The organism is Photobacterium sanguinicancri (assembly GCF_002265265.1).
In the GTDB taxonomy this organism is placed as follows: Bacteria; Pseudomonadota; Gammaproteobacteria; order Enterobacterales; family Vibrionaceae; genus Photobacterium; species Photobacterium sanguinicancri.
The window spans coordinates 1-26,106 of the sequence record NZ_NOIF01000025.1 but is presented as its reverse complement, the minus strand read 5'-3'; the positions used below and the strand labels follow the sequence as shown (position 1 = coordinate 26,106).

The 26,106-nt window shown below is 44.8% G+C and carries 16 protein-coding genes, 1 tRNA gene and 1 rRNA gene; 14 read left to right on the top strand and 4 right to left on the bottom strand.

The window, feature by feature from the left end; translation table 11 throughout:
* Window positions 1–86: 86 nt before the first annotated feature.
* The gene (erpA, locus tag ASV53_RS06250) at window positions 87–428 is read right to left on the bottom strand and encodes an iron-sulfur cluster insertion protein ErpA (protein ID WP_048900320.1); all 342 of its coding nucleotides are present in this window, start codon (window positions 426–428) and stop codon (window positions 87–89) included.
* Between the two features lie 59 nt (window positions 429–487).
* On the bottom strand, window positions 488–1,879 hold the full coding sequence (gene clcA, locus ASV53_RS06245; RefSeq protein ID WP_062691236.1) for a H(+)/Cl(-) exchange transporter ClcA: 1,392 nt from the start codon (window positions 1,877–1,879) through the stop codon (window positions 488–490).
* 283 nt (window positions 1,880–2,162) lie between these two features.
* Here clcA and hemL point away from each other — a divergent pair, with 283 nt between their 5' ends.
* From hemL to ASV53_RS06175, 14 genes are all read left to right on the top strand, one after another.
* A complete protein-coding gene (gene hemL / locus ASV53_RS06240; protein WP_062691358.1) occupies window positions 2,163–3,461 on the top strand; it encodes a glutamate-1-semialdehyde 2,1-aminomutase in 1,299 nt (432 codons plus the stop codon).
* Window positions 3,462–3,849: 388 nt separating this feature from the next.
* Window positions 3,850–4,935 (top strand): AI-2E family transporter, encoded by a 1,086-nt coding sequence (locus ASV53_RS06235; protein WP_083540989.1) that lies wholly within the window; start codon window positions 3,850–3,852, stop codon window positions 4,933–4,935.
* A 106-nt stretch (window positions 4,936–5,041) separates the two neighbouring features.
* A complete protein-coding gene (gene rsmC / locus ASV53_RS06230) occupies window positions 5,042–6,061 on the top strand; it encodes a 16S rRNA (guanine(1207)-N(2))-methyltransferase RsmC (protein ID WP_094956468.1) in 1,020 nt (339 codons plus the stop codon).
* Window positions 6,062–6,400: 339 nt separating this feature from the next.
* Window positions 6,401–9,787 carry a response regulator gene (locus ASV53_RS06225; RefSeq protein WP_189337833.1) on the top strand — a complete coding sequence of 1,129 codons (3,387 nt, stop codon included), beginning with the start codon at window positions 6,401–6,403 and terminating at the stop codon, window positions 9,785–9,787.
* A gap of 815 nt (window positions 9,788–10,602) precedes the next feature.
* A complete protein-coding gene (locus ASV53_RS06220) occupies window positions 10,603–12,282 on the top strand; it encodes an ABC transporter substrate-binding protein (protein ID WP_094956467.1) in 1,680 nt (559 codons plus the stop codon).
* 140 nt (window positions 12,283–12,422) lie between these two features.
* Complete coding sequence (locus ASV53_RS06215; protein ID WP_062691232.1) at window positions 12,423–13,409, top strand: ABC transporter permease; 987 nt, start codon at window positions 12,423–12,425, stop codon at window positions 13,407–13,409.
* A 2-nt stretch (window positions 13,410–13,411) separates the two neighbouring features.
* A complete protein-coding gene (locus ASV53_RS06210; protein WP_062691231.1) occupies window positions 13,412–14,437 on the top strand; it encodes an ABC transporter permease in 1,026 nt (341 codons plus the stop codon).
* Entirely contained in the window at window positions 14,437–15,408 is a 972-nt protein-coding gene (locus ASV53_RS06205; RefSeq protein WP_062691230.1) for an ABC transporter ATP-binding protein, read from the top strand. Before ASV53_RS06210 ends, ASV53_RS06205 begins: the two co-directional genes overlap by 1 nt.
* Window positions 15,409–15,434: 26 nt before the next feature.
* Window positions 15,435–16,430 carry an ABC transporter ATP-binding protein gene (locus tag ASV53_RS06200; protein WP_062691229.1) on the top strand — a complete coding sequence of 332 codons (996 nt, stop codon included), beginning with the start codon at window positions 15,435–15,437 and terminating at the stop codon, window positions 16,428–16,430.
* Between the two features lie 81 nt (window positions 16,431–16,511).
* Window positions 16,512–18,248 (top strand): glycoside hydrolase family 9 protein, encoded by a 1,737-nt coding sequence (locus ASV53_RS06195; RefSeq protein ID WP_094956466.1) that lies wholly within the window; start codon window positions 16,512–16,514, stop codon window positions 18,246–18,248.
* On the top strand, window positions 18,241–19,140 hold the full coding sequence (locus ASV53_RS06190) for a glucosamine kinase nucleotide-binding domain-containing protein (protein WP_062691228.1): 900 nt from the start codon (window positions 18,241–18,243) through the stop codon (window positions 19,138–19,140). Before ASV53_RS06195 ends, ASV53_RS06190 begins: the two co-directional genes overlap by 8 nt.
* Window positions 19,140–21,065, top strand: a complete 1,926-nt coding sequence (locus tag ASV53_RS06185; protein ID WP_094956465.1) for a beta-N-acetylhexosaminidase — start codon at window positions 19,140–19,142, stop codon at window positions 21,063–21,065. The genes ASV53_RS06190 and ASV53_RS06185 overlap by 1 nt, the downstream gene beginning before the upstream one ends.
* Window positions 21,066–21,097: 32 nt before the next feature.
* A complete protein-coding gene (locus ASV53_RS06180; protein ID WP_094956464.1) occupies window positions 21,098–23,503 on the top strand; it encodes a glycoside hydrolase family 94 protein in 2,406 nt (801 codons plus the stop codon).
* Window positions 23,504–23,562: 59 nt separating this feature from the next.
* Window positions 23,563–24,975, top strand: a complete 1,413-nt coding sequence (locus ASV53_RS06175; protein WP_094956463.1) for a phosphoglucomutase/phosphomannomutase family protein — start codon at window positions 23,563–23,565, stop codon at window positions 24,973–24,975.
* Between the two features lie 858 nt (window positions 24,976–25,833).
* Here the strand turns inward: ASV53_RS06175 and ASV53_RS06170 are convergent.
* Both ASV53_RS06170 and rrf read right to left on the bottom strand, forming a co-directional pair.
* A tRNA-Asp gene (locus ASV53_RS06170) sits at window positions 25,834–25,910 on the bottom strand.
* A gap of 66 nt (window positions 25,911–25,976) precedes the next feature.
* Window positions 25,977–26,092: ribosomal RNA gene (gene rrf / locus ASV53_RS06165) — 5S ribosomal RNA — on the bottom strand.
* Window positions 26,093–26,106 lie beyond the last annotated feature (14 nt).

The following is a 26,106-nucleotide window of genomic DNA, read 5'->3' as shown; positions in this document are numbered from 1 at the left end:
AGCCGTCACTTACAGTAAGTGACGGCTTTTTATTTCTCTAATTTCACTCAAAAAGACATGTTCGCTTTTAGAGTAATCAGGCTAGCTTAAACGCTAAACGATGCACCACAACCACAGGTTGTCGTTGCATTCGGGTTGTTTACGAAGAAACGAGAACCTTCAAGGCCCTCGGTGTAATCAACCGTACCACCGATCAAATATTGTAAGCTCATAGGGTCAACAACAAGTGTTACGCCCTGTTTTTCAATTGTCATATCGCCTTCGTTTACCTTCTCATCGAAAGTAAAACCATATTGAAAACCACTACAACCACCACCGGTGATGTACACACGTAGCTTCAGTTCTGGGTTTTCTTCTTCAGCGATTAACGTTTTCACTTTATTCGCGGCAACATCTGAAAAATTTAGCGGCAAATTGGTGTCGCTCATCAAGACCTCACAAACATATCGAGTTATTAAGCGGATTATCTAATACCTGACTATCTCGTTCAAGTATTGACCACCTCTGCGCGTAACTTTTCTTTTTTAATTGCTCGGTGCAGTAGTTGAGAATAAATCGGTTTACCCCCTAATACCTGCGCTAACATGGTTGCGCCAAGCGTCGTAATAATCAAGGGGACAATCAAATGATAGTTGTTGGTCATTTCAATAACTAACAATATACCTGTGATTGGTGCTCGTACGGTTGCAGCAAACAATGCGCCCATCCCCGCAATCGCGAACATACCGGGTTCTAAACCAAATTCAGGGAACCACGCTTGCGCAATAGAACCAAAGAAAGTACCAAACAAAGTGCCTAGCGCCAGCATAGGAGCAAAAATACCGCCAGGTGCACCCGAGCCAAAACACAATAACGTTGTCGCGACACGTGCCAAAAATAAGATAAACAATAAGCTGACGCTGTATTTACCGTTAGTGGCATCTGGAATAATCGCGATACCACCACCAGTAAGCTCTGGTAAATAAAGTAATAGCAAGCCAAAACAACCACCGAGCAAAGTGCCAGTGATCAAATAACGGCGACGGTCATTGTTGTGAATTCGAGCAAACAGATCTTGAGAAAGGGTAACTAAACGGTTGAAGATCACCCCGAACACACCAAAAAACATACCCAACAATAAAAATAGCCATAGCGATGTCAGCATCGGCGCTTCATATTGCGGCATGGATATCACGGCTTCTTGTCCTCGAATACTACGAAAGACAATGTTGGCAACGATTGCAGAGATCATTACACACTTAATTGAAATAAGGCTGTATCGAAATTGTGGCCGCATTTCTTCGACTACAAACATGATCCCTGCCATTGGCGCATTAAATGCCGCCGCCAGACCACCTGCCGCACCCGCTGCTAATAAAGAGTGACGACCTTCTTCGTCTTTCAAACGAAAGATATCGGTGATCATTCGGCCGATGTTACCACCCATCTGCACCGTTGGCCCTTCGCGACCCAGTACCATGCCTGAACCTAACGCCCCTAAGCCACCAATAAATTTCACTGGGATCACACGCCACCAGCGAACAGGACGAATGTCTTCCATTGCCCCTTCAATTTCAGGAATGCCAGAACCAGCCGCTTCAGGCGCAAAGCGCTGCACTAAAAAATAGCCAATAAATGCCAATCCAGCGCTCACCATAAATGCCGTCAACCACAAAGGTAAGCTACTGCTGATTTCAGCACGTAACCAGTCGGTTCGCTGTTCAGATACCCAATGCACGCCGATTTCAAACAGTGTCCCCATCAAGCCTGCGATGACACCGACAATGGCAGCAAGAAGTAACACTGATACAGGCGTTTTATCTTGCGATAAAAAACGCCGCATTAGGCGCGTAGGATGACGACGATGCGAGGTCGCCTGAGATTGAGCAGGTTCCGTCATGGTTTAACCGTATAAATTAGTAAGCAGCAGAAAGGATAGACATGATTTGTATAGTCTGTAGTGCAAACTACTGAAAGAATATGCAGCAGTTTGCTCCTACTAGCTTAGCCAATACTGGTTAAAGTTAACACTCACAATGTTGAAAACTAGCTTTCCATCACTGATAGCTTAGTTAGAAATTGAAAAGAACTGCGAAATGGTGACAAACATCCCTAGCGCTGGCGCTTTTCCTTTGGGTACAATGCCGCAGCCTGAATTAAATAAATTAAATAGGACACTACTAATGAGCAAATCAGCAGAGTTATTTGCTAAAGCACAAGAAGCCATCCCGGGTGGCGTAAACTCACCAGTTCGCGCATTTGCCGGCGTTGGTGGTCACCCTATCTTTATCGAACGAGCTGACGGTGCCTACATTTTCGATGCTGATGGTAAAGCGTACATCGACTACGTTGGCTCTTGGGGTCCTATGATTCTTGGTCACAACCATGTGGCTATCCGTGATGCCGTGATCGATGCAGCACAACGTGGCCTAAGCTTTGGTGCGCCAACTGAAATGGAAATCACCATGGCTGAAATGGTGTCACGCCTAGTACCATCAATGGAACAAGTGCGCATGGTAAGCTCAGGTACTGAAGCTACCATGAGTGCGATTCGCCTTGCACGTGGCTTCACTAACCGCGACAAAATCATCAAATTTGAAGGCTGTTACCACGGTCACGCAGACTGCCTACTAGTAAAAGCTGGCTCTGGTGCATTGACGCTTGGTCAACCTAGCTCACCAGGCGTACCTGCTGATTTCGCTAAGCACACCCTAACTTGTACCTTCAACGACCTTGATTCAGTACGTGAAGTGTTTACTCAAAACCCAGAAGACATCGCTTGTATTATCGTTGAGCCTGTTGCGGGTAACATGAACTGCATTCCACCAGTACCCGGCTTCCTTGAAGGCCTACGTGAAATTTGTGACGAATTTGGTGCGCTACTTATTCTTGATGAAGTAATGACAGGGTTCCGCGTTTCTCACGGTGGCGCACAAGGTTACTACAACATCAAACCAGATCTAACTACGCTGGGTAAAGTGATCGGTGGCGGTATGCCTGTCGGTGCTTTTGGTGGCCGCAGAGATGTGATGCAATATATCGCGCCTACAGGCCCGGTATACCAAGCTGGTACACTGTCAGGTAACCCAGTCGCAATGGCTGCAGGTCATGCTTGTCTAACGGTACTAACAGAAGAAGGTAACGAACGTCGCCTTTCTCTTGCCACTAAGCACCTAGCACAAGGTTTTAAAGCCTTAGCTGAAAAACATGGTATTCCACTAGCAACAAACCAAGTGGGCGCAATGTTTGGTTTCTTCTTCACCACACAAGAAAACGTAACTTGCTATGAAGACGTGACTAAGTGTGATGTTGAGCGCTTCAAACGTTTCTTCAACTTAATGCTTAAAAATGGTGTTTACCTTGCACCATCAGCATACGAAGCATGCTTTACATCACTGGCACACGGTGACAAAGAAATCGAAGCTACGCTGGCTGCTGCCGACCATGCATTTGCTACGATTGCCGCAGAAGCTAACGCTTAATTAACGCAGTCCAAAGCAGAAACAATAACGCCACGCTCTTAAGCGTGGCTTTTTTTATGCCAGCTATTGCCAAAATACGACTGCTAATACCACTAAGCCAATTAAAACCATTAGAGCAAAAGGTGGACGACGTTTAACTTTCTTGTCGCACTGATTGTCACAACATCCCATTTTTCATTCCTCTTATTTACCCTGATTCAATCAATATTTTTGAGGCTGTTCTATTCTTTGCATTATAACTAAAACAGCATGTTAGTCTTTTCTTGTCATCACTATTGCATAGACAGAAATTGATGCGATGATAAGCACTATCGACGGATCATTAACTGCTTATTTTCGCTGATAGGTAACTAGCCTGTCGGCATATTGACCTTGTAAGGACATGAAAGTGCCAAAACCATTTAAAGCCGAATCCAGACATTGGATGTTAATTGTGGCATTGATCATTGCCGCGTATGCCAGCTACCGCCTGATTGAACCTTATTTAGGCCCCATCGTGATGGGCTTCATTATCTCGTTGCTGTACTACCCAATTCACGAAAAAATTGAAGCGAAAATGCCAAAACGCCCCAACAGCGCCGCGATTTTGTCATGTACCTTATTAACCTTCATCATAGTGATCCCATTGCTGGTCGTATTTAGCTCGATCATTCAGCAAGGCACTACCTTTTCAAAAGGTAGCTATGTATGGTTAACGAGTGGCGGGGCAGAACAAATGCTTAACCACTCCTATGCGCAATCAGCCTTAGCCTTAATCGATAAATACTCACCATTTGATGGCATTGACGCCCAAGTGGTTATCCAAAAGATCGCCTCTGCAGCCTCTAAATTTGGCTCACAACTTATCAATATGAGCGCCAAGTTACTGGGTGATGCCACCAACTTTTTGGTGAGCTTCCTCTTGATGCTATTTGTCTTATTTTTCTTATTACGCGATCACGAAAAAATGGTCTCAACGCTACGCTTAATCATTCCACTATCACGTAGCCAAGAAGACACCCTACTTAACGAAGTAGAACAAGTGGCTAAATCCGCAGTACTTGGGGCATTTCTTACCGCGATTGTGCAAGGGTTTGTCGGCGGCTTTGCAATGTGGATGGCTGGATTCCCCGCGCTATTCTGGGGATCGATGATGGCCTTTGCTTCCTTTATTCCTGTGGTTGGTACCGCGCTTATCTGGTTACCAGCTTCACTTTACTTGCTCTTGATTGATCAATGGGAATGGGCGCTGTTCTTATCAGCATGGGGGATCATTGTCGTAGGTTCCATCGATAACGTGGTACGCCCATTACTGATGCAAGGTAACTCAAGCATGAATACCCTGCTGATCTTCTTCTCCATTTTGGGTGGGTTACACCTGTTTGGTCTTATCGGCATGATTTACGGCCCAATCATTTTTGCCGTTACTGCAGTGTTATTTAGTATGTATGAGGTTGAATTTAAAGACTTCCTCGAACAGCAAGACCGAAATTAACCACTAAGGCCGCTGTATCCCCACGGATACAGCGGTGCTTATCTTCCTTTCATGTTGGTTTTGTGGAACAATTCGCGCCCTTCGTGATGTTTATTAAAGGCCCATTATGTCCTATACCGCAGCCAGTCAGGTCGTTGCACGTCAACTTGAGTTTTTTGAGAACCGTAAAGTACTTGTCGTCGGTGAACTCAGCGATGACTATCCGCTGGCATTGGTAGACGTTGCCCAGTCTGTGTCGGTATTTACCACCAACTATGCCTACCACAAACAAATCAGCCGCTCACAAAAAGTGGTTAGTCACTTTGGCGCTGAACTCACGGCAGATTTAGATATCGACATGATCCTACTGTACTGGCCTAAAGCCAAAGCAGAAGCGGATTATTTACTATCGATGGTATTGGCAAAATTTGGTACAGGTACCGAAATCTGTATTGTGGGTGAAAACCGCAGTGGTGTACGTAGCGCAGAAAAAATGTTTACGCCATACGGGCCACTCACCAAATATGATTCGGCTCGCCGTTGTGGTTTTTATTGGGGCCGTTGCGATAACCCAGCACAACCTTTTGAGCTTTCAGCATGGTTCCGTAATTACCCATTAACGGTTGCAGGTACAGAGATCACTATTCGATCTTTACCTGGTGTATTTAGCCACGGTGAATTCGATAAAGGTTCAGAATTACTGCTGAATACTCTACCTAAACTTCGCGGCAAAGTGCTCGATTTTGGTTGTGGTGCTGGTGTGATCGGTGCAGTAATGAAAACCAATAACCCAAGCATTGAATTAGAACTGTGTGACATCAGTGCGCTGGCGCTTGAGTCAGCAAGAGAAACCTTCAAGCTCAATAACCTTGAAGCCAAATTTACCGCAACAGATGTATTTACCGAACTGCCAGGTTCATACAATTACTTGGTGAGTAATCCTCCGTTCCATTCAGGGCTAAAAACCTGTTACGAACCAACGGAAAACTTTATTGCCCAAGCGCCACAACACTTACACAACGATGGTGCACTTATTATTGTGGCAAACAGCTTCTTACAGTACCCACCACTTATTCAAAAAAGCTTCGGTGAGTGTCGTACGGCAGCGACAACAAATAAATTCAATATTTACGCTGCGAAAAAATAGTACTAAAGGCAGACTGAAATTGTTCAGTCTGCTTTCAATTCCGTCATTTATCACGCACACCCTCCGTTAAGTCCGTCAATTTTGTGTTTTAACACACGCTTCATTATCCACTTGCTTGATCCCTCAAAAAAACTCAGTATAACAAGTGTAAAGCACGATTAGTTTGTCACTTTGTTATCGTTACAGGCTTTCTCTTACGCTGAATACGTCAAAAAAAACACCTTAGATACAGGGTGTTAAATTTACATTCTGTACGCGCGCTTTTAATCAGCCCTCGAACGACTAATCGTATTAACATCCATATAACTTGCAAAATGATGACCCTACACAGGCACCTTAATGAAAAACATCACGCAATTTAAGCGCCTCCAAAATACCTTAATGATCGCTTTTTTAGTGCTCAGCATTACCCCCTTAACGCTGTCTGCGCTGTTTTTCATGAACTCACATACCAAGGATTTGGTTGAGCAAAGCACCTCGCACCTCGCATCACTGCTTGATAATAAAAAGAAACAGCTTAATAACTTCTTTACGGCAAAAGAATCTGAAGCACAAAGCTTTGCTCGCTCAGAACTCGCCAATGCCAGTGGCGGTCGATTTTATGGCTTAGTGGGTGCCTTCCATCAGCTAGGTGAACTCCCCAGCAAACTCGATGACAATAATCGCAGCACCTATTTCACCCATACGCTCACCGAAAAAGGCAAATCAATTAATGCGCATAGCACTAACTATATCGGACACGAACGTTATCGATTAATGTACAAACGCTATCACTGGGCCTTTGAGGAATACTTAAAACGGTCTGACTTTAGTGACATCATGCTGGTCGATATTAAGGGTAATGTGGTGTATTCCGTCAACCACCCTGAACGATTTGGCATTGGTTTAAACGATCCTCGCTTTTCTGGCAGCGAGCTCAGCAACACCTTTAAAGCTATAAAAGAACAAACAAGTGATATGCAAAGCCAGCCTGAACAGGTACCTATTGCATTCACTGACTTTTCAGCGAATAAAGATCAATCGTCACAAACGGCATGGTTTGCCGCGCCTGTTATTCAGCAAGGCTACTTACACAGTTATGTCTTTTTTGAACTCAGTAATAAGCGGATCAGCTCCCTAATTGCAGACACACCACCCACCAGTAACTACGTGCAAACATTGCTAGTCGGCAGCGATCATCAGCCAAGGATCCCAACCACCAGCGAAGGCAGTAACCCACTAAACAGTGAGAGTATTAACCAAGCTCTCGAAGGAAATATCGGGGTCGGTAGCTTTTTAAACTTTAGTCAAACACCAGTACTCAGCGCCTTTTCCCCGATCAATGTTCTTGGTAACACTTGGGCTTTAGTGGTTGAACTTCCTGAAGAGGAAGCTTTTGCTCGGATCCGTCAAATAGAAAAAATATTCCTCGTCGCCATGATCACCGCAATTGTGCTGGTCATCATTGCTTCGCATTTACTTTCCAATTCAATTACCGCCCCCCTATTACGCCTTACCTGGGCTGCAGAACGGGTATCTGCAGGCGATTTAGATCAGAAAATTGAAGGTATTGAACGGAGTGATGAAATTGGCCGATTGGCCGTTAGTTTTGCCCGAATGCAACGCTCTGTCCGTGAAAAAATAAGCCTAATCCGCGATCAAAATACCGAATTAGAACAAAACCTTAAAGTGATACAGCAACAAAACAAAGAACTTCAAGTTACCGACAAGCTAAAAGATGAATTCCTTGCGACCACGTCGCATGAACTGCGTACCCCACTGCACGGCATGGTTGGCATTGCAGAGTCCCTTTTAGCCGGTGCGAATGGCCCAGTACAAGCATCGCAGCGTCGTCAACTGGAAATGCTGATCAATAGTGGCCAGCGATTAACAAACCTAGTGGATGATTTATTGGATTACCACAAGATGCGTTATGGCGATCTCGACATCAATAAACATGCGGTGGATCTATCCTCTGCAACACATCTAGTACTTGAATTATCACGCCACTTGGTTGGCAGTAAACCAATTCGCATCATTAACCAGATCCCTGCTGATTTGCCACCCGTTTTAGCTGATGAACAACGCTTAGAGCAAGTGCTTTATAACCTGATAGGCAATGCCATTAAATACACCTCGGAAGGTAAAATTGTCTTGTCTGCAATGGTGCTAGAAAATCAGATCCGAGTCCAAGTGGTTGATACCGGACAAGGGATCCACCCAGAGCAACTGGAACACATTTTTGAACCCTTAATCCAAGCCAATACGGGATCATCACACTATAGACAAGGTGCAGGATTAGGCTTATCAATCAGCCGACAGTTGATCGAACTAATGGGCGGTCGCTTGTATGTCAGCAGCCAGCCTATGGTAGGAGCGACATTTAGCTTTACCTTGAATCTTGCGAGTGACCAAGATATTGCAGACAGTAAGCTCGGCAATACCAACCATTTCACAGCACCTACATTGGGGGTTTCAAGCTGTAAAGATGAAGCACTACCAAATAATCCTGATGGTGAGTTGCTACTGATAGTTGATGATGAGCCCGTGAATTTACAGGTGCTAAACAACTTTTTACGCCTTGAAGGTTACCAAGTCCTCACGGCGGAAAGTGGTCCCCAAGCGCTTAAGTTAATGGATCAACATCAGCCAGCATTGATTCTGCTCGATATCATGATGCCAGAAATGAGCGGCTATGAAGTATGCCAGCACTTACGCCAACAATATGACCTACGAGAGTTACCAATCATTATGCTCTCAGCACTAGGACAAGTGCAGGATCGCGTCAAAGGCTTTGAGTATGGCGCCAATGACTATTTAGCAAAGCCGTTTAATAAAGAAGAATTAATCGCTCGTATTGGAGCCCATATTCAAGCAGGGAAAGCCGAACAACAACGCCAGCATAACCTTGTTCTGCAACAAGAAATAGACCGCCGTGAACAAGTGGAAGAAGGGTTACTCGAAACCCAAACCCGTTTAATGGGTTTACTCGAATCGACCAGCGAAGCCATTGTTTGTGTGCAAAATGAAGGACGGGTACGTTACGCTAATGCAGCTGCAGGAAAGCTCTTTAGACGAGCACCGGAGCAGCTCGAACGCCATAATATTGATGATATATTGATGACCCACTTACCGGATGATATTAGCCAAAGTCACCATTTTAATGGCCAGCTTACCTTCCGGATCGGTGATGAGCTCAAAGCGCTTGATACCGATGTGATCAATTTACCTGAAGAGTCAGGGCTTAAGCGTATGTTTATCTTCGATAATATAGGCCCTTCTGCCCAACATCGTATCAGTGAGTTAGAAAGCGCTATTGATGTACTCTCTGGGTTTGCTTTTGATGGCGATAGAAATAATCTTCAGCAACTGCGTGAATTAGGTGGTGAATTTACGCGCCTAGCGGATAAGCTTGGTAGTGATAACAAAGATAAAGGCAGTATCGTGCGTGAATTACTGGTGGAGGTAATGAAAACAACTCTCACCACATGGGAGCAAACAACCCAAAAGACTAAATTCGATTTAGCCGAAGAAAGCGGATTATGGCGGGTTTACCTCGATCGAAGTACTTTACAAACACGTACATTAGATAAGTACCTACACGTTGAAACACTACCTAAAACCCCCCGCTGGCGCACAGTGCTCAGTACCATTAACTTTGTGATGGCACGCTGTGACGAGCATTCCAGCGCATATCAAGAACTGATGGTAAAACGCGATAAACTGCAGCACCTTATCACGCAATAAATCAGTGCTTCATATTAAGCTCACAGTAAAGAGTTACTCTTGACGTAATCCCTTTCTGTGGGCTTTTTTATGTCTATAGCGTAAGCCAGCCCACAACTCAGCCTATCCTCTTTAATCTCTATTCCATGTAACCAGAGCACACAGGCAGAACGAAGATATAGCCGCGATACGTCATACGAAAACCACGAACATCACGGAATACTCCCATCACAGCTAGAAACAAAAAATGCGATTTCCCTGCTCTAAAATTAGCTTGAAAGACTAATTTCACGCTTGAAAAAAGCTTTAAAACAAGAATAAAACCAGCCAATTTATTGCGCTTTTAATGGTGAAAAATAGCGCAAAAAAGAGAAGTTACCGCCTATCCAGAAAAATATTGTGGTTTATGAGAAGCGAATCACAACAAATCCCAACTATAAATTTTCCGCAAGGAATTAACTAAAAAACGGCTATTGAGTTACATCACAAAAGAAAAACAACCTAACGAAACACCTTATTTTACAAAGGATAAAGGGTTTGTATTCACTAACAAAAGCGATGTAACAACGAGACTCAAGTGTGACGCAAAACACACTCTTTCACCGCGTCATTCTTAGCACTAAAACGTAAAATAACGTTTTTAACGTCAGTGTTAAGTTTTTTAACGTTTTTAACGAGCGAGCAGATTGACGAGTTTCCGTTTCAAGCGTTTCCTTAAGGTACTGAGAGCCTACACGACCATTTGAAAGAACCACGGTTGGTCTCCTTCATAGTAGGTTCGATATGTCCGGAACTTATTTCCATTAAGTGAAACTAAGCACAAGTAAGGAACAGCTATGCTTGCCAATATTAAGAAAACCAAGTTAGCACTTGCGGTAGTTGCCGCTGCTACAACAGTATTCACAGCGCCAATTGCCGCTGCAGCTGAACGTAGTGAACTAACTATGGTACCTAAGTTCTACCCTACATTTGTTCGTAACTTTAACCCTTACCTTCAAACTCAGTTAGATACAGTTCAAGACTTTATCTACGAGCCACTTGTGGTATTTAATGAGTTAAAAGGTAATCAGCCAGTCATGCGTTTGGCGAAAGACTACTACATGTCTGACGACCTAATGAAAGTGACATTTGAAATTCGCGATGGTGTTAAGTGGTCTGATGGTAAAGCGTTTACTGCACAGGATGTAGCCTTTACATTCAACATGCTAAAAGAGCACCCAGAGCTTGACCGTACGGGTATCAACAAGCGCCTAAAAGGCGTGAAAGTGTCTGGCGATAAAGTGACGTTTGAACTAACGGAAGCAAACTCAAACGTACCTTACCTAATTTCTAAAGTTTCAGTTGTTGCGAAGCATGTTTGGGACAAAATTGAAGATCCAACACGCTTTACCAACACCAACCCTGTAGGTACTGGTCCATTTACAGAAATCGAAACATTCACACCACAGCTTTACACCCAATGTCGTAACCCTAACTACTGGGATAATGGCAACCTTGACGTTGATTGTCTTCGCCTACCACAAGTTGCAGGTAATGATCAGTTCCTAGGTCAGGTTCTAAGTGGCCAATTTGACTGGACTTACTCTTTCATTCCAGATGTAGATAGCACATACGCAGCTGCTAGCCCGAACAATAAATACTGGTACCCAGCAGGTGGTAGCCAAGCATTTATGTTCAACTACAAATCGCCAAATGCCGGTAACTCAGAAGCAATTAACAACGTTGATTTCCGTCGTGCATTCTCTATGGCTATCGACCGTGAAACTATTATCGATATCGCATTCTACGGCGGCGGTGTTGTGAATGATTACGCATCAGGTCTTGGCCAAGCATTTGCTTCATGGTCTGATAATGCGGTTTACAACAAGTACAAGCCATACATGACGTACAACGTCAATAATGCGAAAGCACTACTGAAAAAAGCTGGCTTCAAAGATCGTAACGGCGATGGTTTCGTTGAAACACCATCAGGTAAGAGCCTTGAGCTTGTTATCCAATCACCAAACGGTTGGACTGACTTCAACAACACAGTACAGCTAAGTGTTGAAATGCTAGAAGAAGTCGGTATCAAAGCGAAAGCAAGCACACCAGACTTCTCTGTATACAACCAAACCATGCTAGATGCTAAGTTTGATGTGGCTTACACCAACTACTTCCACGGTGCGGATCCATACACTTACTGGGATAGTGCTTACCACTCACGCTTCCAAGCAAACGAAGGTATGCCTCGCTTCGCACTTCACTACTGGAAGAGCGCAGAGCTAGACAAACTGCTTGATGGCTTCTACAAAACAGCAGACCGTGATGAGCAAGTTCAGATCGCACATAAGATCCAGAAAATCATCGCAGAAAACCAAGTTACCGTTCCTGTAATGTCTGGTGCGTACACTTCTCAATACAACACCTCTCGCTTTACGGGTTGGTGGAACGAGAAAAATCCGAAAGGCCGTCCAATGCCAATCACCAATACGCAAGAACGTCTGCTACAAGTACTTGATCTAAAACCTAAAGCATAATTTAGGTAACTAACTTGCGGTGTGCACCTTGCACACCGCCTCTCCCCCACTCTTTTTAAAGTTATGGCGCTTTGCGTCAGGGGGATTTCTGTCCTGAATCTAGCACAGGGATTAACTGCTGGATGATTAAGGTGTGAGTTATGGGATTCTTTATACGTCGGTTATCGTTTTATTTGATAGCGCTTTTATTTGCAATAACACTGAATTTTATTTTGCCGCGAGCAATGCCAGGTGACCCAGTGACAATGATGTTTGCGAATGCATCAGTCCAAGTAACACCAGAACGCATTGCGGCAATGAAAGAACTACTGGGCTTTGTTGATGGCCCTATTTACCAACAATACTTTATTTACCTACAAGGTATTTTTGCTTGGGACTTGGGTATTTCTATCCAAACCTTCCCGCAAACAGTAAACGAAGTAATGGCAGGCGCTGTTGGTTGGTCACTATTCCTAGCTGGTACCGCTGTTATCTTGGCTTTCTGCCTTGGTTCGGTATTGGGTATTTACGCGGCATGGAAACGCGGCAGTAAATATGATGCCTTCATATCACCAGGCATGATGGTTGTTCAAGCCGTCCCGCCGGTTGTTGTCGCCATGCTGGTACTTTACACCTTTGCCATCGGCACTAAATGGTTCCCGTCTACCTACGCATACACAGCAGGTACAGTACCTGATTGGACTAGCTGGGCATTCATTAAAGATGTGGCTTACCACGCTGTACTTCCTTTGTTCTGCGCCACCATCATTCAAATTGGCGGCTTCTTGATCAACATGCGTAACAACATGATCAACTTACTGAACGAAGATTACATCACCATGGCTAAAGGTAAGGGCCTAAGTGAACGCCGAGTGGTATTCAACTACGCAGCACGTAACGCCATGCTACCAAGTGTCACCGCGCTATCCATGGCGCTAGGGATGGCCATTGGTGGTCAGCTAATTATTGAGATGATTTTTAACTACCCGGGCTTAGGTACCGTACTACTGAACGCTATCAAAGCACGTGACTACCAAGTACTTCAAGGTCAGCTGCTTATTATGACGCTGTTCATGCTGTTCTTTAATTTCATGGCCGACATCCTCATCGTGGCACTTGACCCTCGTCTACGTAAAGGCGGTAAATAATTATGAAAGGTTTAATTAAACTACTCTCAAGTAATCCAAAAGCGCTTTTTGGTTTATCGATTATCCTAGTCTTTCTCTTTGGTTCGATTTTTGCTCCGCTCATTACCGAGCATGCACCAAACAAAAGAACAGGTAACCCACACGAATACCCTGCTTTCGTCGTAAAAGCGGCACAAAACAACCCTGATGGCTGGGTAGCGACCAACCTTGCAGACAGTAAGCGTACATTACGCATGTCAAAAGATGCTGACCATGTACTAGGCACCACCCGTATGGGCCGTGATATTTGGTCGCAAGTCGTTTATGGCGCACGCACCTCACTGGCTGTAGGTTTTGGTGCCGGCATCATGGTGTGTTTCCTTGCAACCATTATTGGTGTATCCGCAGGTTACTTTGGCGGGCGGGTCGATGACATACTTTCTGCCGCCATGAACATCATGCTGGTTATACCGCAAATGCCATTACTGTTCGTTATTGCCGCCTTCATTGGTGAAGCAGGGCCGACCACTATTGCACTGGTTATCGGGATAACCTCCTGGGCGTGGGGTGCGAGGGTTGTTAGAGCACAAACCCTGTCAATTCGAGAAAAAGAGTTCATCAAAGCCGCTGAAGTACTCGGTGAGTCACCAGCACGTATTATCTTTGTAGAAATCCTACCTAACCTGATTTCTATCGTCGGTGCTAGCTTCATTGGTTCCGTTATGCTCGCCATCATGACAGAAGCAACCTTGTCATTCCTTGGCTTAGGTAACCCAAGCACCATTAGCTGGGGCATCATGCTGTACAACGTACAAACCTCATCATCAATGCTAGTTGGCGCATGGTGGGAATTGTTAGTCCCTTGTCTGGCTCTGACGTTCATTGCCGTAGGCCTTGCTCTACTTAACTTCGCCGTTGATGAAATTGCCAACCCGCAACTTCGTTCACACAAAGGCATGCGTCGCTGGAAAAATCTCGCGAATAAAAAAGACAAAGCGCCAGCAATGACTGAAGCACCTCAACCCGCTCTTCAAGGAGGCGATAAATAATGACTAATCCACAAATCTCCATCCGCAACCTCTGCGTGGATTACATTACTGATGCTGGTGATGTCCGCGCCGTGAATAACGTAAGTTTCGATATCGGTAAAGGCGAAGTGTTTGGTTTGGCTGGTGAATCTGGCTGCGGTAAATCAACCGTTGCGATGGCCTTAATGCGCCTACATAAGCCGCCTGCATTCATCACTGGTGGTGAAGTGCTATTTGATGGGCAAGGTGACATTCTCAAGCTCAGTGAAGCCGATATGACGGCATTCCGCTGGAGCCAAATGTCGATGGTATTCCAGAGTGCAATGAATGCACTCAACCCTGTACTCACCATGGAAGATCAGTTCTGCGATGTGCTCATGCGCCACACTAACATGAGCCGCAAAGATGCTATTCGCCGTGCACAAGGGTTATTAGAAATCGTAGATATTCACCCTAATCGTTTACGTGATTACCCTCACCAGTTTTCTGGTGGTATGCGTCAGCGTTTGGTTATCGCTATCGCTCTCGCGTTAAACCCTAAGATGATCATCATGGATGAACCAACCACGGCGCTTGATGTGGTGGTACAGCGTGAAATTCTTCAAAAGATCTATGCGCTAAAAGAGGAGTTTGGCTTCTCTATCTTGTTCATTACCCATGACTTGTCGCTCATGGTCGAGTTCTCAGATCGTATTGGCATCATGTATTCCGGTGAGTTAGTCGAAGTTGCGCCATCAAAAGAGATCTTGGAAAAACCGTTCCACCCATACACGGAAGGGTTAGGAAGTTCATTTCCACCCCTTACTGGGCCTAAAACGCGATTAACGGGTATTCCTGGTAATCCGTTGAACCTGTTAGAAGTTCCACAAGGCTGCCGCTTCCAAGCGCGTTGCACCAAAGTCCATGGCGCGTGTTCTAGTATCCCTACTCAACTTCGTCAACTAGAACCTAATCGCTTTTCAAACTGCCACCTTTTCAATAAAAGCAGTTAATAAAAAGAATTAAGTAAGGAAACATGATGAGCAAGCCAACAGGATCACCAATTATTGAAGGGAAAAATCTCGTTAAAGATTTTCCCGTCAGCAGTAACTCCTTAAAGAAATCAATGATGCGAGCCATCAATGATGTCTCATTCAAAATGTACAAAAGCCGTGGTCTATCAGTGGTAGGCGAATCAGGTTCGGGCAAATCAACAACGGCAAAAATGATTGCCAAAATGTACGCCCCAACGTCTGGCCACATTGAATATTTTGGTCGAGATATTGCCGACATTAATAGCCAAAAAGACTTAATGCAATACCGCCAAGGTGTGCAGATGGTATGGCAGGACCCCTTTGGTTCATTAAACCCAACCCATACCATTTTTCACCATATCGCTCGCCCTTTACTGATCCATAATAAAGTCAGTAAAAACAACAAAAAAGAGCTAGAAGAGCACGTCTACAGCTTGCTGGAACAAGTGGGGCTGATCCCACCCAAAGAGACTGCTGAAAAGTACCCACACCAACTATCGGGTGGCCAACGTCAGCGTGTCAATCTTGCACGTAACATCGCGGTTGGTGCAGAGGTAGTACTGGCTGATGAGCCAACATCCATGCTCGACGTTTCTATCCGTGCCGGTGTACTTAACCTAATGGAAGAGATGAAATTCGAACGTGAAATGGCGTTACTTTACATCACGCATGATATCGCTACGGCGCGCTACATTGCCGAAGATCTTGCCGTCATGTACGTCGGCCATATGGTTGAGTGGGGGGATACGGAAGAGATCATCCACGATCCACAACACCCATACACTCAATTATTAGTCTCTGCCGTACCCGATCCAAGTAAATCCATTCATGAAAAACTGAAAGGCAATAAAGGTGAGATTCCATTGTGGACGCCTGAAAGCTTGGGTTGCCCATTTGCTGGCCGTTGTACGCATGTCACCGAACAATGCCGCGACAAACTGCCAGGTATCACCCAGTTGTCTGATAATCACTTTGTTCGTTGTTACTTATACGAAAACTAATCGCCGAAAGCGAAACACTAAAACAGTAGAAACACTTTAGTTATCTGACCGCTTTCTGTGAAAGCGGTCAAGGGAGGAAACATGCAGCTGTTAATCAATCATCTAGGCTATGAGCGCATTGGCGTTAAACACGCACTTATTCAGACCCATACTGAATGTACGATTAGCCATGCTCAATTAGTCTGCTGTACTGATGGCGAGTCCATTACACAGCTGCAAATTGACCATTGTGGCCAGGTTGATCAATGGCATACAGGTGATCTTTACCGCATTGATTTCAGCCATATAGAGGCGGAAGGTGAATATTACTTAACGGTGGGTGATATGCGCACTGCTAATTTCCAGATTACCGAAGGTCTGTTAATGAAGCGTACATTCAGTGACGTTATTCATTACTTCAAATCTCAACGTTGCAGTGGTCAATTTGATCTTGCCGATCACGCAGCTCCCTTGTTGAACAGCGATCAAACCGTCGATGTTCATGGTGGTTGGTACGATGCCTCAGGTGATGTCAGTAAATACCTCAGTCATCTTTCTTATGGTAACTACCTTAACCCTCAGCAAACACCGATGATCGTGTGGAATATGGCGCACGCATACACCCAACTTGAAGATGAGCAAGATACCGCTGATTTTACCCGCGTTCGTTTATTAGAAGAGCTGGTTCATGGCGCTGACTTTTTATTGCGGATGCAATCTCCGCAAGGTTTTTTCTACATGACTGTCTTCGATAAATGGAGTAAATCAACACGCCAACGCGACATCTGCGCTTACACCTCACAAAGTGGTGACAAAACCGCAGATTACCAAGCAGGCTTTCGTCAAGGTGGCGGCGTCGCTATTGCAGCACTTGCTGCGACAGCCCACCTATCACAGCAACATTCAATTAAACGGGTATCGCCAGATTACGCTATTTCAAGTCTCGATTATTTAGCGGCAGCGTGTAAAGGCTACTGGCACTTAAAAGAAAATAACACCCAATATCTTGATGATGGTGAAGAAAATATCATTGATGAATACTGCGCCTTGTTAGCCAGTGTCGAATTATATAAAGCAACGGAACAAGCCGTGTTTCTCGATGAAGCACGTGACTGGGCAGCACGCCTGAGTATTCGTCAACATTCTGATAAGCAACAAACACATTACTGGTCAGCAACGAAAGACGGCTCACGCCCTTTCTACCATGCTGCTGAAGCGGGATTACCCGCTATCGCTTTAATGCGCTACCTCAGTATTGAAAGTAAAACTGAACACTACCAACCGATTGCCACCACGCTACAACAAGCATTGCAATTTGAAATGGCGATCACTCAAGAAGTGAACAACCCCTTTGGCTACCCTCGCCAATACACCAAGGCGGTAGATGGAGAAAAACAAAGTGCTTTTTTCATTCCACATAACAATGAAACAGGCTACTGGTGGCAAGGAGAAAATGCCCGTATTGCCTCGCTAGCGGCGATGGCTTTCATGGCACAAACCTATATTGAAGATCCTCAATTAGCTCGTCAGTTGAAAGATTATGGTCATCAATCCCTTAACTGGATTGTAGGACTAAACCCTTTTGATATGTCGATGATTGATGGCCATGGAAATAACAACCCAGATTACCTACCACACCTCGGTTTTTGTAACGCCAAAGGTGGTGTGTGTAATGGCATCACGTCTGGATTTACCAACGAGCGTGATATCGCCTTTAATCCTGAAGCACAAAAAGATGACATGCTCCAAAATTGGCGCTGGGGTGAACAATGGATCCCCCATGGGGCGTGGTATTTACTGGCGATCACATTGCAATATAAGGAACGCTATCATGCATAAGTCCATTCGTTTTCTTGTCGGTATTGATGGTGGCGGTACGTCATGTCGCGCCCGTATTTGCGACCTTAATGGCACATTACTTGGTGAAGCAAAAACTGGCAGCGCGAATATTTTGCTGGGCGCAGATGTCGCACTGAGCGCCATTAATCAAGCCATCGCGCTTGCTGCTGAACAAGCAAATTTAACCGCTGATAATTATGCTGAAATGTCTGTGGGCTTAGCACTCGCTGGCGCTGAACAGAAAAGCGCATGGTATGCCTTTATGCAGCAATCCACCCCTTATGGCGCCGTAACACTCAATACAGATGCCTACGGTGCATGTTTAGGGGCGTGGGGCGGCAATGATGGTGCAATCCTAATTGGTGGTACCGGGTCATGTGGTATTTTCATCAACAACGGCCAACAACACATTGTCGGTGGCCGTGAGTTCCCAATTTCGGACCAAGGCGGCGGTGCTGTCATGGGATTACGCCTTATTCAACAAGTATTGTTAAGTGTTGATGGCATCATCGAACCAACACCACTGACTCAGCATGTTCTTCAACACTTTAACCATGATGTCGATGCTATCGTCGAATGGTCGAAAACCGCACGTCCATGCGACTATGGGCAGTTTTCACCACAAATCTTTGCCCTTGCTAATGAAGGTGACACCCTCGCGATAGAACTCTTACAGCAAACAGCACGAGATACAGAAATGTGGATGCGAGCATTGATCAAGCAAGGCGCTCACCACATCTGCTTGATGGGAAGCATTGCTGAACGTATTCACCCTTGGCTTACACCACCGATGCAACAACATATAGCGCAACCTCAAGGTGATGCTATGGATGGCGCGATTGCAATGGCACATGCAGATCATAATCTTTACTCATTGGATGAGGAGGCATGATGAGCTTTCGCCTTGATATGACGGTGATAGAAAAAAATACGGCCGCGATCCGTTTTGCTATCACGCTACATAATCTCACCGATAAAGCACTGAAACACTGGGTGCTACATTTTGCCAATAGTCGTAAGCTCAATGCTGCATCATTCACCGGTGGGCAATTGGAGCAACAGGGTAGCTACTGCGTATTTACCCCGAATAACGCGCCCGTCTTAGCACCAAACTCCAGTTTCTATACTGAGTTTGAAATTAATACCACAGCTTTTTCATTTCATGATGACGGTATTAACGACGCTTTCCTTAGCTCGACTATCGAACAGACGCAGTTAGTCCCCATTCCAGTTGAAGTCACAACCGTGGATTTGGGAGCGTCACCCGTTGAACGCTACACTACGCCACTACAACCAGCAAAAGACATCAACATCATCCCAGTGCCTGCGCTGTTAACCCCGCTTTCTGGGCAATTTACCCTGTCAGCAACGACAATAATTGCACAAGCCGATCCACTCGCAGAAAGTGCCATCCGTTGGCTGCAATCCGAACTGGAGCAGCATTTCTCACTCCAATTAACCTTACAACGCAATGGTCATGTTCATTATCAGTTAAGCGAAAAAATCGAGCGAGATGGCTACCATATCTTAATTGAAGAAGATCATATTTGGGTACAAGCCAGCACTGCTGCAGGGTTTACTCACGCAACGGCAAGCTTACTGCAGTTGATCCCTTTAGATGCAGACTCCCAAAATAGTTATACGATTCCGATGGTCGAAATCACCGACCAACCTCACCATAACTATCGTGGCATGATGTTAGATTGTGCTCGCCATTTTCATCCGATGGTGCGTCTGAAATCTTTTATTAACCAATTAGCGCGCTACAAATTCAATGTTTTCCATTGGCATTTAACCGATGATGAAGGCTGGCGAATCGAGATCGATGCTTACCCAGAGTTAACATCTATAGGTGCATGGCGTGGTCCCAATGAAGTACTTGAACCTCAATACACTCATTTAACTCAACGTTACGGCGGCTATTACAGCAAAGTTGAGATCCGAGAACTGATCCAATATGCGAGCGATCGCGGGATCACCATTATCCCGGAAATTGATATCCCAGGGCATTGCCGTGCAGCGATAAAATCATTACCCCACTTGCTATTGGATCCTCAAGATCAATCGCAATATAGCGGCGCTCAGAATTACACCGATAATATTTTATCTGCTGCTTTACCCGGTACTTACCAATTTATTGCAACGGTCTTAGGGGAAGTAGCCGAACTCTTCCCTGCTCCTTATGTTCATATTGGCGGCGATGAAGTCCCTGCGGGAGCATGGGAAAAAAGTGATGCATGCCAAACCTTTATGGCTGAGCATAACTACCAACAAACCATGGAATTACAAAGCCATATTTTACGATTTGCCGATGAAATATTGCGTACGAAAGGCAAACGTATGATGGGCTGGGAAGAGGTAACCAAAGGCGGAGAGATTGATAACAATACCGTTATTTATTCTTGGTTAAGTGAAGACGCGGGGCTCGCATCCGCTAAAAAAGATTTCGACGTCATCATGCAACCGGCACAATTTACCTACTTAGATCTTGTTCAAGGCTACTCGCCTGATGAGATGGGCGTTGATTGGGCTGGTAAGTTACCGCTCGACAAAGTCTATAGCTACCACCCACTCGCAAACCTCGCGACTAATGATCCTATCCATCACAAAATCATGGGGATCCAAGGAGCGTTATGGTGCGAGCGCATAGATACCCAGCAACGTTTTGACCACATGATCTACCCACGATTATTGGCCTTAGCTGAGGTTTGCTGGAGCCAACCTAATTTACGACACTGGGACGACTTTACTGCTCGTCTTAATGGTCAACTTCAATATTTAAATAAGGCCGGTATTCAATACCGCCACTGTGAATAACACAGCATCGAACAGTAAAAGGATAGTTACAAATGAAATACGGCTATTTTGATAACGACAATCGTGAATATGTTATTACTCGACCAGATGTTCCAGCGCCTTGGACTAACTATCTAGGAACTGAAAAGTTCTGCACGGTAATCTCTCACAATGCGGGCGGTTACTCGTTCTACAATTCTCCAGAATATAATCGTGTGACTAAATTCCGTCCCAATGGCACGTTCGACCGTCCTGGGCACTATGTATATCTTCGTGATGATGAGACGGGCGACTACTGGTCAATCTCATGGCAACCCGTTGCAAAAAGTTTAGAAGAAGCATCATACGAAGTTCGTCACGGCTTATCATATTCAACATTCAAATGTGACTACAACGGCATCAAAGCGCAAAAGACCTTATTTGTGCCTAAAGGCGAAGACGCCGAGATTTGGGACGTTGTCCTGAAAAATGACAGCGATAAACCTCGTACTATCAGTGCATTCTCATTTGTAGAGTTTTCATTTAGCCACATTGAGTCAGATAACCAAAACCACCAAATGAGCCTTTACTCAGCGGGTACGGCTTATCAACAAGGTGTGATTGAGTATGACCTGTATTACAACACCAATGATTTTGAAGGCTTCTACTACTTAGCATCAACATTCGACCCAGATAGCTACGATGGTCAACGCGATAGCTTCCTTGGCTTGTACCGTGACGAGTCAAACCCTATTGCGGTAGAGCAAGGCCAATGCAGTAACAGTGCGCAAACTTGTTACAACCACTGTGGCTCTCTCCACAAACAATTCGTGATTCAACCTGGGGAAGAAGTTCGTTTCGTTTACATTCTAGGTTTAGGTAAAGGCAACGGTGCAAGACTGCGCGAGAAATACCAAGATCTCGCCAATGTCGATACTGCTTTTGCTGAAATAAAAGCACATTGGGATGAGCGCTGCGCTAAATTCCAAGTGAAATCACCTAACGAAGGTTTAGACACCATGTTAAATACATGGACACTTTACCAAGCAGAAACCTGTGTAGTTTGGTCTCGCTTTGCTTCATTCATCGAAGTGGGTGGACGTACGGGCCTAGGCTATCGCGATACAGCACAAGATGCGATGGCGGTACCACACTCAAACCCACAGATGACGAAAAAGCGCCTAGTGGATCTGCTGCGTGGTCAAGTGAAAGCGGGCTATGGTTTGCACCTGTTTGATCCTGATTGGTTCGATCCTGAAAAAGCAGATGTAGAGCCATCAAAGTCACCAACCGTAGTTCCAACACCAAGTGATGAAGATAAAATCCATGGTATTGATGATACCTGTTCCGATGATCACTTATGGCTAGTACCAACCATTTGTAAGTACGTGATGGAGACAGGCGAAACCGAGTTCTTCGACCAAGTGATTCCTTATGCTGACGGCGGCGAAGCGACGGTTTACGAACACATGAAAGCCGCTCTTGATTTCACCGCGGAACATGTTGGTCGTACCGGTATCGCAAAAGGCCTTCGTGCTGACTGGAATGACTGTCTAAACTTAGGCGGTGGTGAATCCTCCATGGTCGCATTCCTCCATTACTGGGCAATCACAGAGTTTGTTGAACTCGCTAAATTCTTAGGTAAAGATGACGATATAGCGCGCTACCAAGATATGGCTGGCGGTGTTAAGCACGCATGTGAAAGTCACTTATGGGATGAAGATGGTGGCTGGTACATTCGTGGTATCACCAAAAATGGCGATAAAGTCGGTACTAACGAACAGACCGAAGGCAAGGTTCACCTTGAATCTAATACCTGGGCAGTGGTTTCAGGTGCCGTTACACAAGAACGTGGCGAAAAAGCCATGAATGCTGTCGATGAATATCTATACTCCGACTACGGTTTACATCTCAATGCCCCATCGTTTGCTACCCCAAATGACGATATTGGTTTTGTTACTCGCGTATACCAAGGTGTTAAAGAGAATGGCGCTATCTTCTCCCACCCTAACCCATGGGCATGGGTAGCTGAAGCTAAGCTAGGGCGCGGCGATCAAGCAATGAAATTCTACGATGCGCTGAATCCATATAACCAAAATGACATGATTGAAACTCGCATCACAGAGCCCTATTCGTACGTGCAGTTCATCATGGGCCGAGACCATCAAGATCATGGTCGAGCCAACCACCCATGGTTAACAGGTACTTCAGGCTGGGCTTACATTGCAGCAACGAATTATATTCTCGGTGTTCGCTTAAGTTTTGATGGCTTAATTGTTGACCCATGTATTCCAACAGCATGGCCAGGCTTTGAAGTCACTCGTCAGTGGCGTGGAGCAACATTCAATATCACGGTCGAAAACCCAACGAATGTAAGTAAAGGCGTTGCCTCTATGACACTCAATGGTGAAGCCATTACAGGTGCAATCCCAGCACAAGCAGAAGGTTCGGTTAATACCGTAACAGTAGTACTAGGCTAATAATTTTTAGGGGAGATTTTCTCCCCTTATTTTAAGATTGAGAGAAATAGGAGTTCCACATGATCAAGTTTGGAACAGGCGGCTGGCGCGCCCTTATCGGTGAAGAATTCACTCGAGATAATGTCAGATTAGTGGCTCAGGCCCTCGCTAATATTATGATGACGGAACAAGTACAAGAAAATGGATTTGTGATTGGCTACGATCGTCGCTTTTTATCAGATAAAGCTGCTGCATGGTTTGCTGAGGTACTGGCGGGAAATGGCATAAAAGTTAGCTTCATCAATAAATATGTACCAACCCCAATTGTGATGTTTCAGTGCAAAGAAATGGGGGCGACATACTCGGCATGTATCACGGCTTCACACAACCCAGCAGACTATAACGGAATAAAAGTGTTCATTGAAGGTGGCCGAGATGCTGATGAAATCATCACCGAAAAAATTGAACAGCAAGTCGCTAGAATCACGCTACAAACAGTTAAATCAGTTGAATTTGAATCGGCTCAGCGCGACGGATTAATTGATGTAATCAACCCCATGAACGACTTTGTTGATTCCATCATTAACTTTATTGATATTGAATCAATTAAAAAAGCCAACCTTCGGGTGTTGATCGATCCTATGTTTGGTGTGGCTAAAAATGCCCTGCAAACCGTATTAATTTCAGGTCGTTGCGATGTTGATGTGATCAACGATGGACAAAACCCCTCTTTTGGCGGGCTTATGCCATCACCAAATGCCGCAACCTTATACCGCCTCAAGCACATTGTTGCTCACGAAGGCTATGACATTGGTATCGGCACCGACGGTGATGCCGATAGGTTAGGTATTATTGATGAGAAAGGAAACTTCATCCACCCTAACGAAGTACTGCTACTACTTTACTACTACTTACTAGAGTACAAAGGCTGGAAAGGTTCAGTTGTACGTAATATCGCAACCACACATCTTCTTGATAAAGTTGCTCATGCACATAATGAGAAATGCTTTGAAGTGCCAGTCGGCTTTAAACACATCAGCTCACAGATGGAAGCCGATGATTCATTACTGGGTGGAGAAAGCTCTGGCGGCCTAACGATTCGAGGCCACATTAAAGGAAAAGATGGGGTGTTTGCTTCTAGCTTACTGGTTGAAATGATCAGTGTTACAGGGAAAAAACTCTCTGAGATGCTCGATGAAATCTACGCTAAATATGGTTATGCCTATACAGCTGAAGGAGATTGTACTTTCAAAGCCTCAGAAAGAGAGAACCTTTACAATAAGATTTACATTGAGAAGCAACTTCCTGAATTTGAAGATGAAATAGAGAAAGTCAGCTACGCTGATGGCGCTAAAGTTTACTTTAAAAATGGAGGTTGGGCACTTGCACGTTTTTCGGGTACAGAGCCGTTGCTTCGTATTTTTGTCGAAATGGAAAACAAAGAAAGAGCAGAAGCTACAGTAGAAAAAATGCGTAAATTTTTACTGGTGTAGTTCCCCCAAATAGTACGATATAGGCCAGTTATATCGTGCTATTACAACCTAGCTATAGGTTAATGTTGAGTCCTTCGGTAACACGCATCTCGCTGTTACTTTATCGCATCCTACTGGATTCAGGCTTTCGCGAACAGGGTGGCACTTATGCCGCCCTTTTCTTTCATCAAAAACATTCAGATTCAGTATCTATTTTTATTTATATAAAACAAAAGACTCGGCAATTGTGAGCGAATTACCGAGCCTTTAATTATAAATATTCTTTTATTTATACTTGCTGCTTTTTCTTTTTATACAATCCATATGCAATAACAGCAGGACCAACAACCAGCATTCCCATTCCGACACACGCCAGAGCGGTCATCACTAACATTTCAAACTCAGACATATTTACCTCGTTGACTTTACTTTTGTTGATTTATGTTCTTTTTTTAAGCGTATTTAATGCTTTTATTTAAACAATACGATAACAAAATAAACATCAAAAACAAACAGTTAACAATTAACAGGCAGGTCAATATTGTTAACAAATGAAGTATTTTTATGTCAGTATCCGCATTTCTGTTAATGAAAGTTTAGGTAAATATTAACAACCTTAGCGTATTATATAGCAGACGTAAGAAAGCCCAAGTCGTACTTTCTTATTTGCGAACAAAAGGGGGCTTAGTATAAGTGGCGGAGCGGACGGGACTTTATATAAATAAACTGCCACACCGAAAATCAGCGTGTCCCCCGGCGTGATAGGCCGCCGCCTTCAAGGTAAAGAGGCTAACCAACTGAACGATTGCTTCCGCGCCATAATTCGCCAAAGTACAAACGTAAAAAAGCCCTGCTATTGCTAGCAGGGCTTTTAATAAGTGGCGGAGCGGACGGGACTCGAACCCGCGACCCCCGGCGTGACAGGCCGGTATTCTAACCAACTGAACTACCGCTCCACACGGTGATAAACAGTTGCCTGTCTATCCGATAAATGTCGTTCAATACACTTATCTAAATTTGAAGCCTGGCGATGACCTACTCTCACATGGGGAGACCCCACACTACCATCGGCGCTATTACGTTTCACTACTGAGTTCGGCATGGGATCAGGTGGGTCCATAATGCTATGGTCGCCAAGCAAATTCGGTTTAT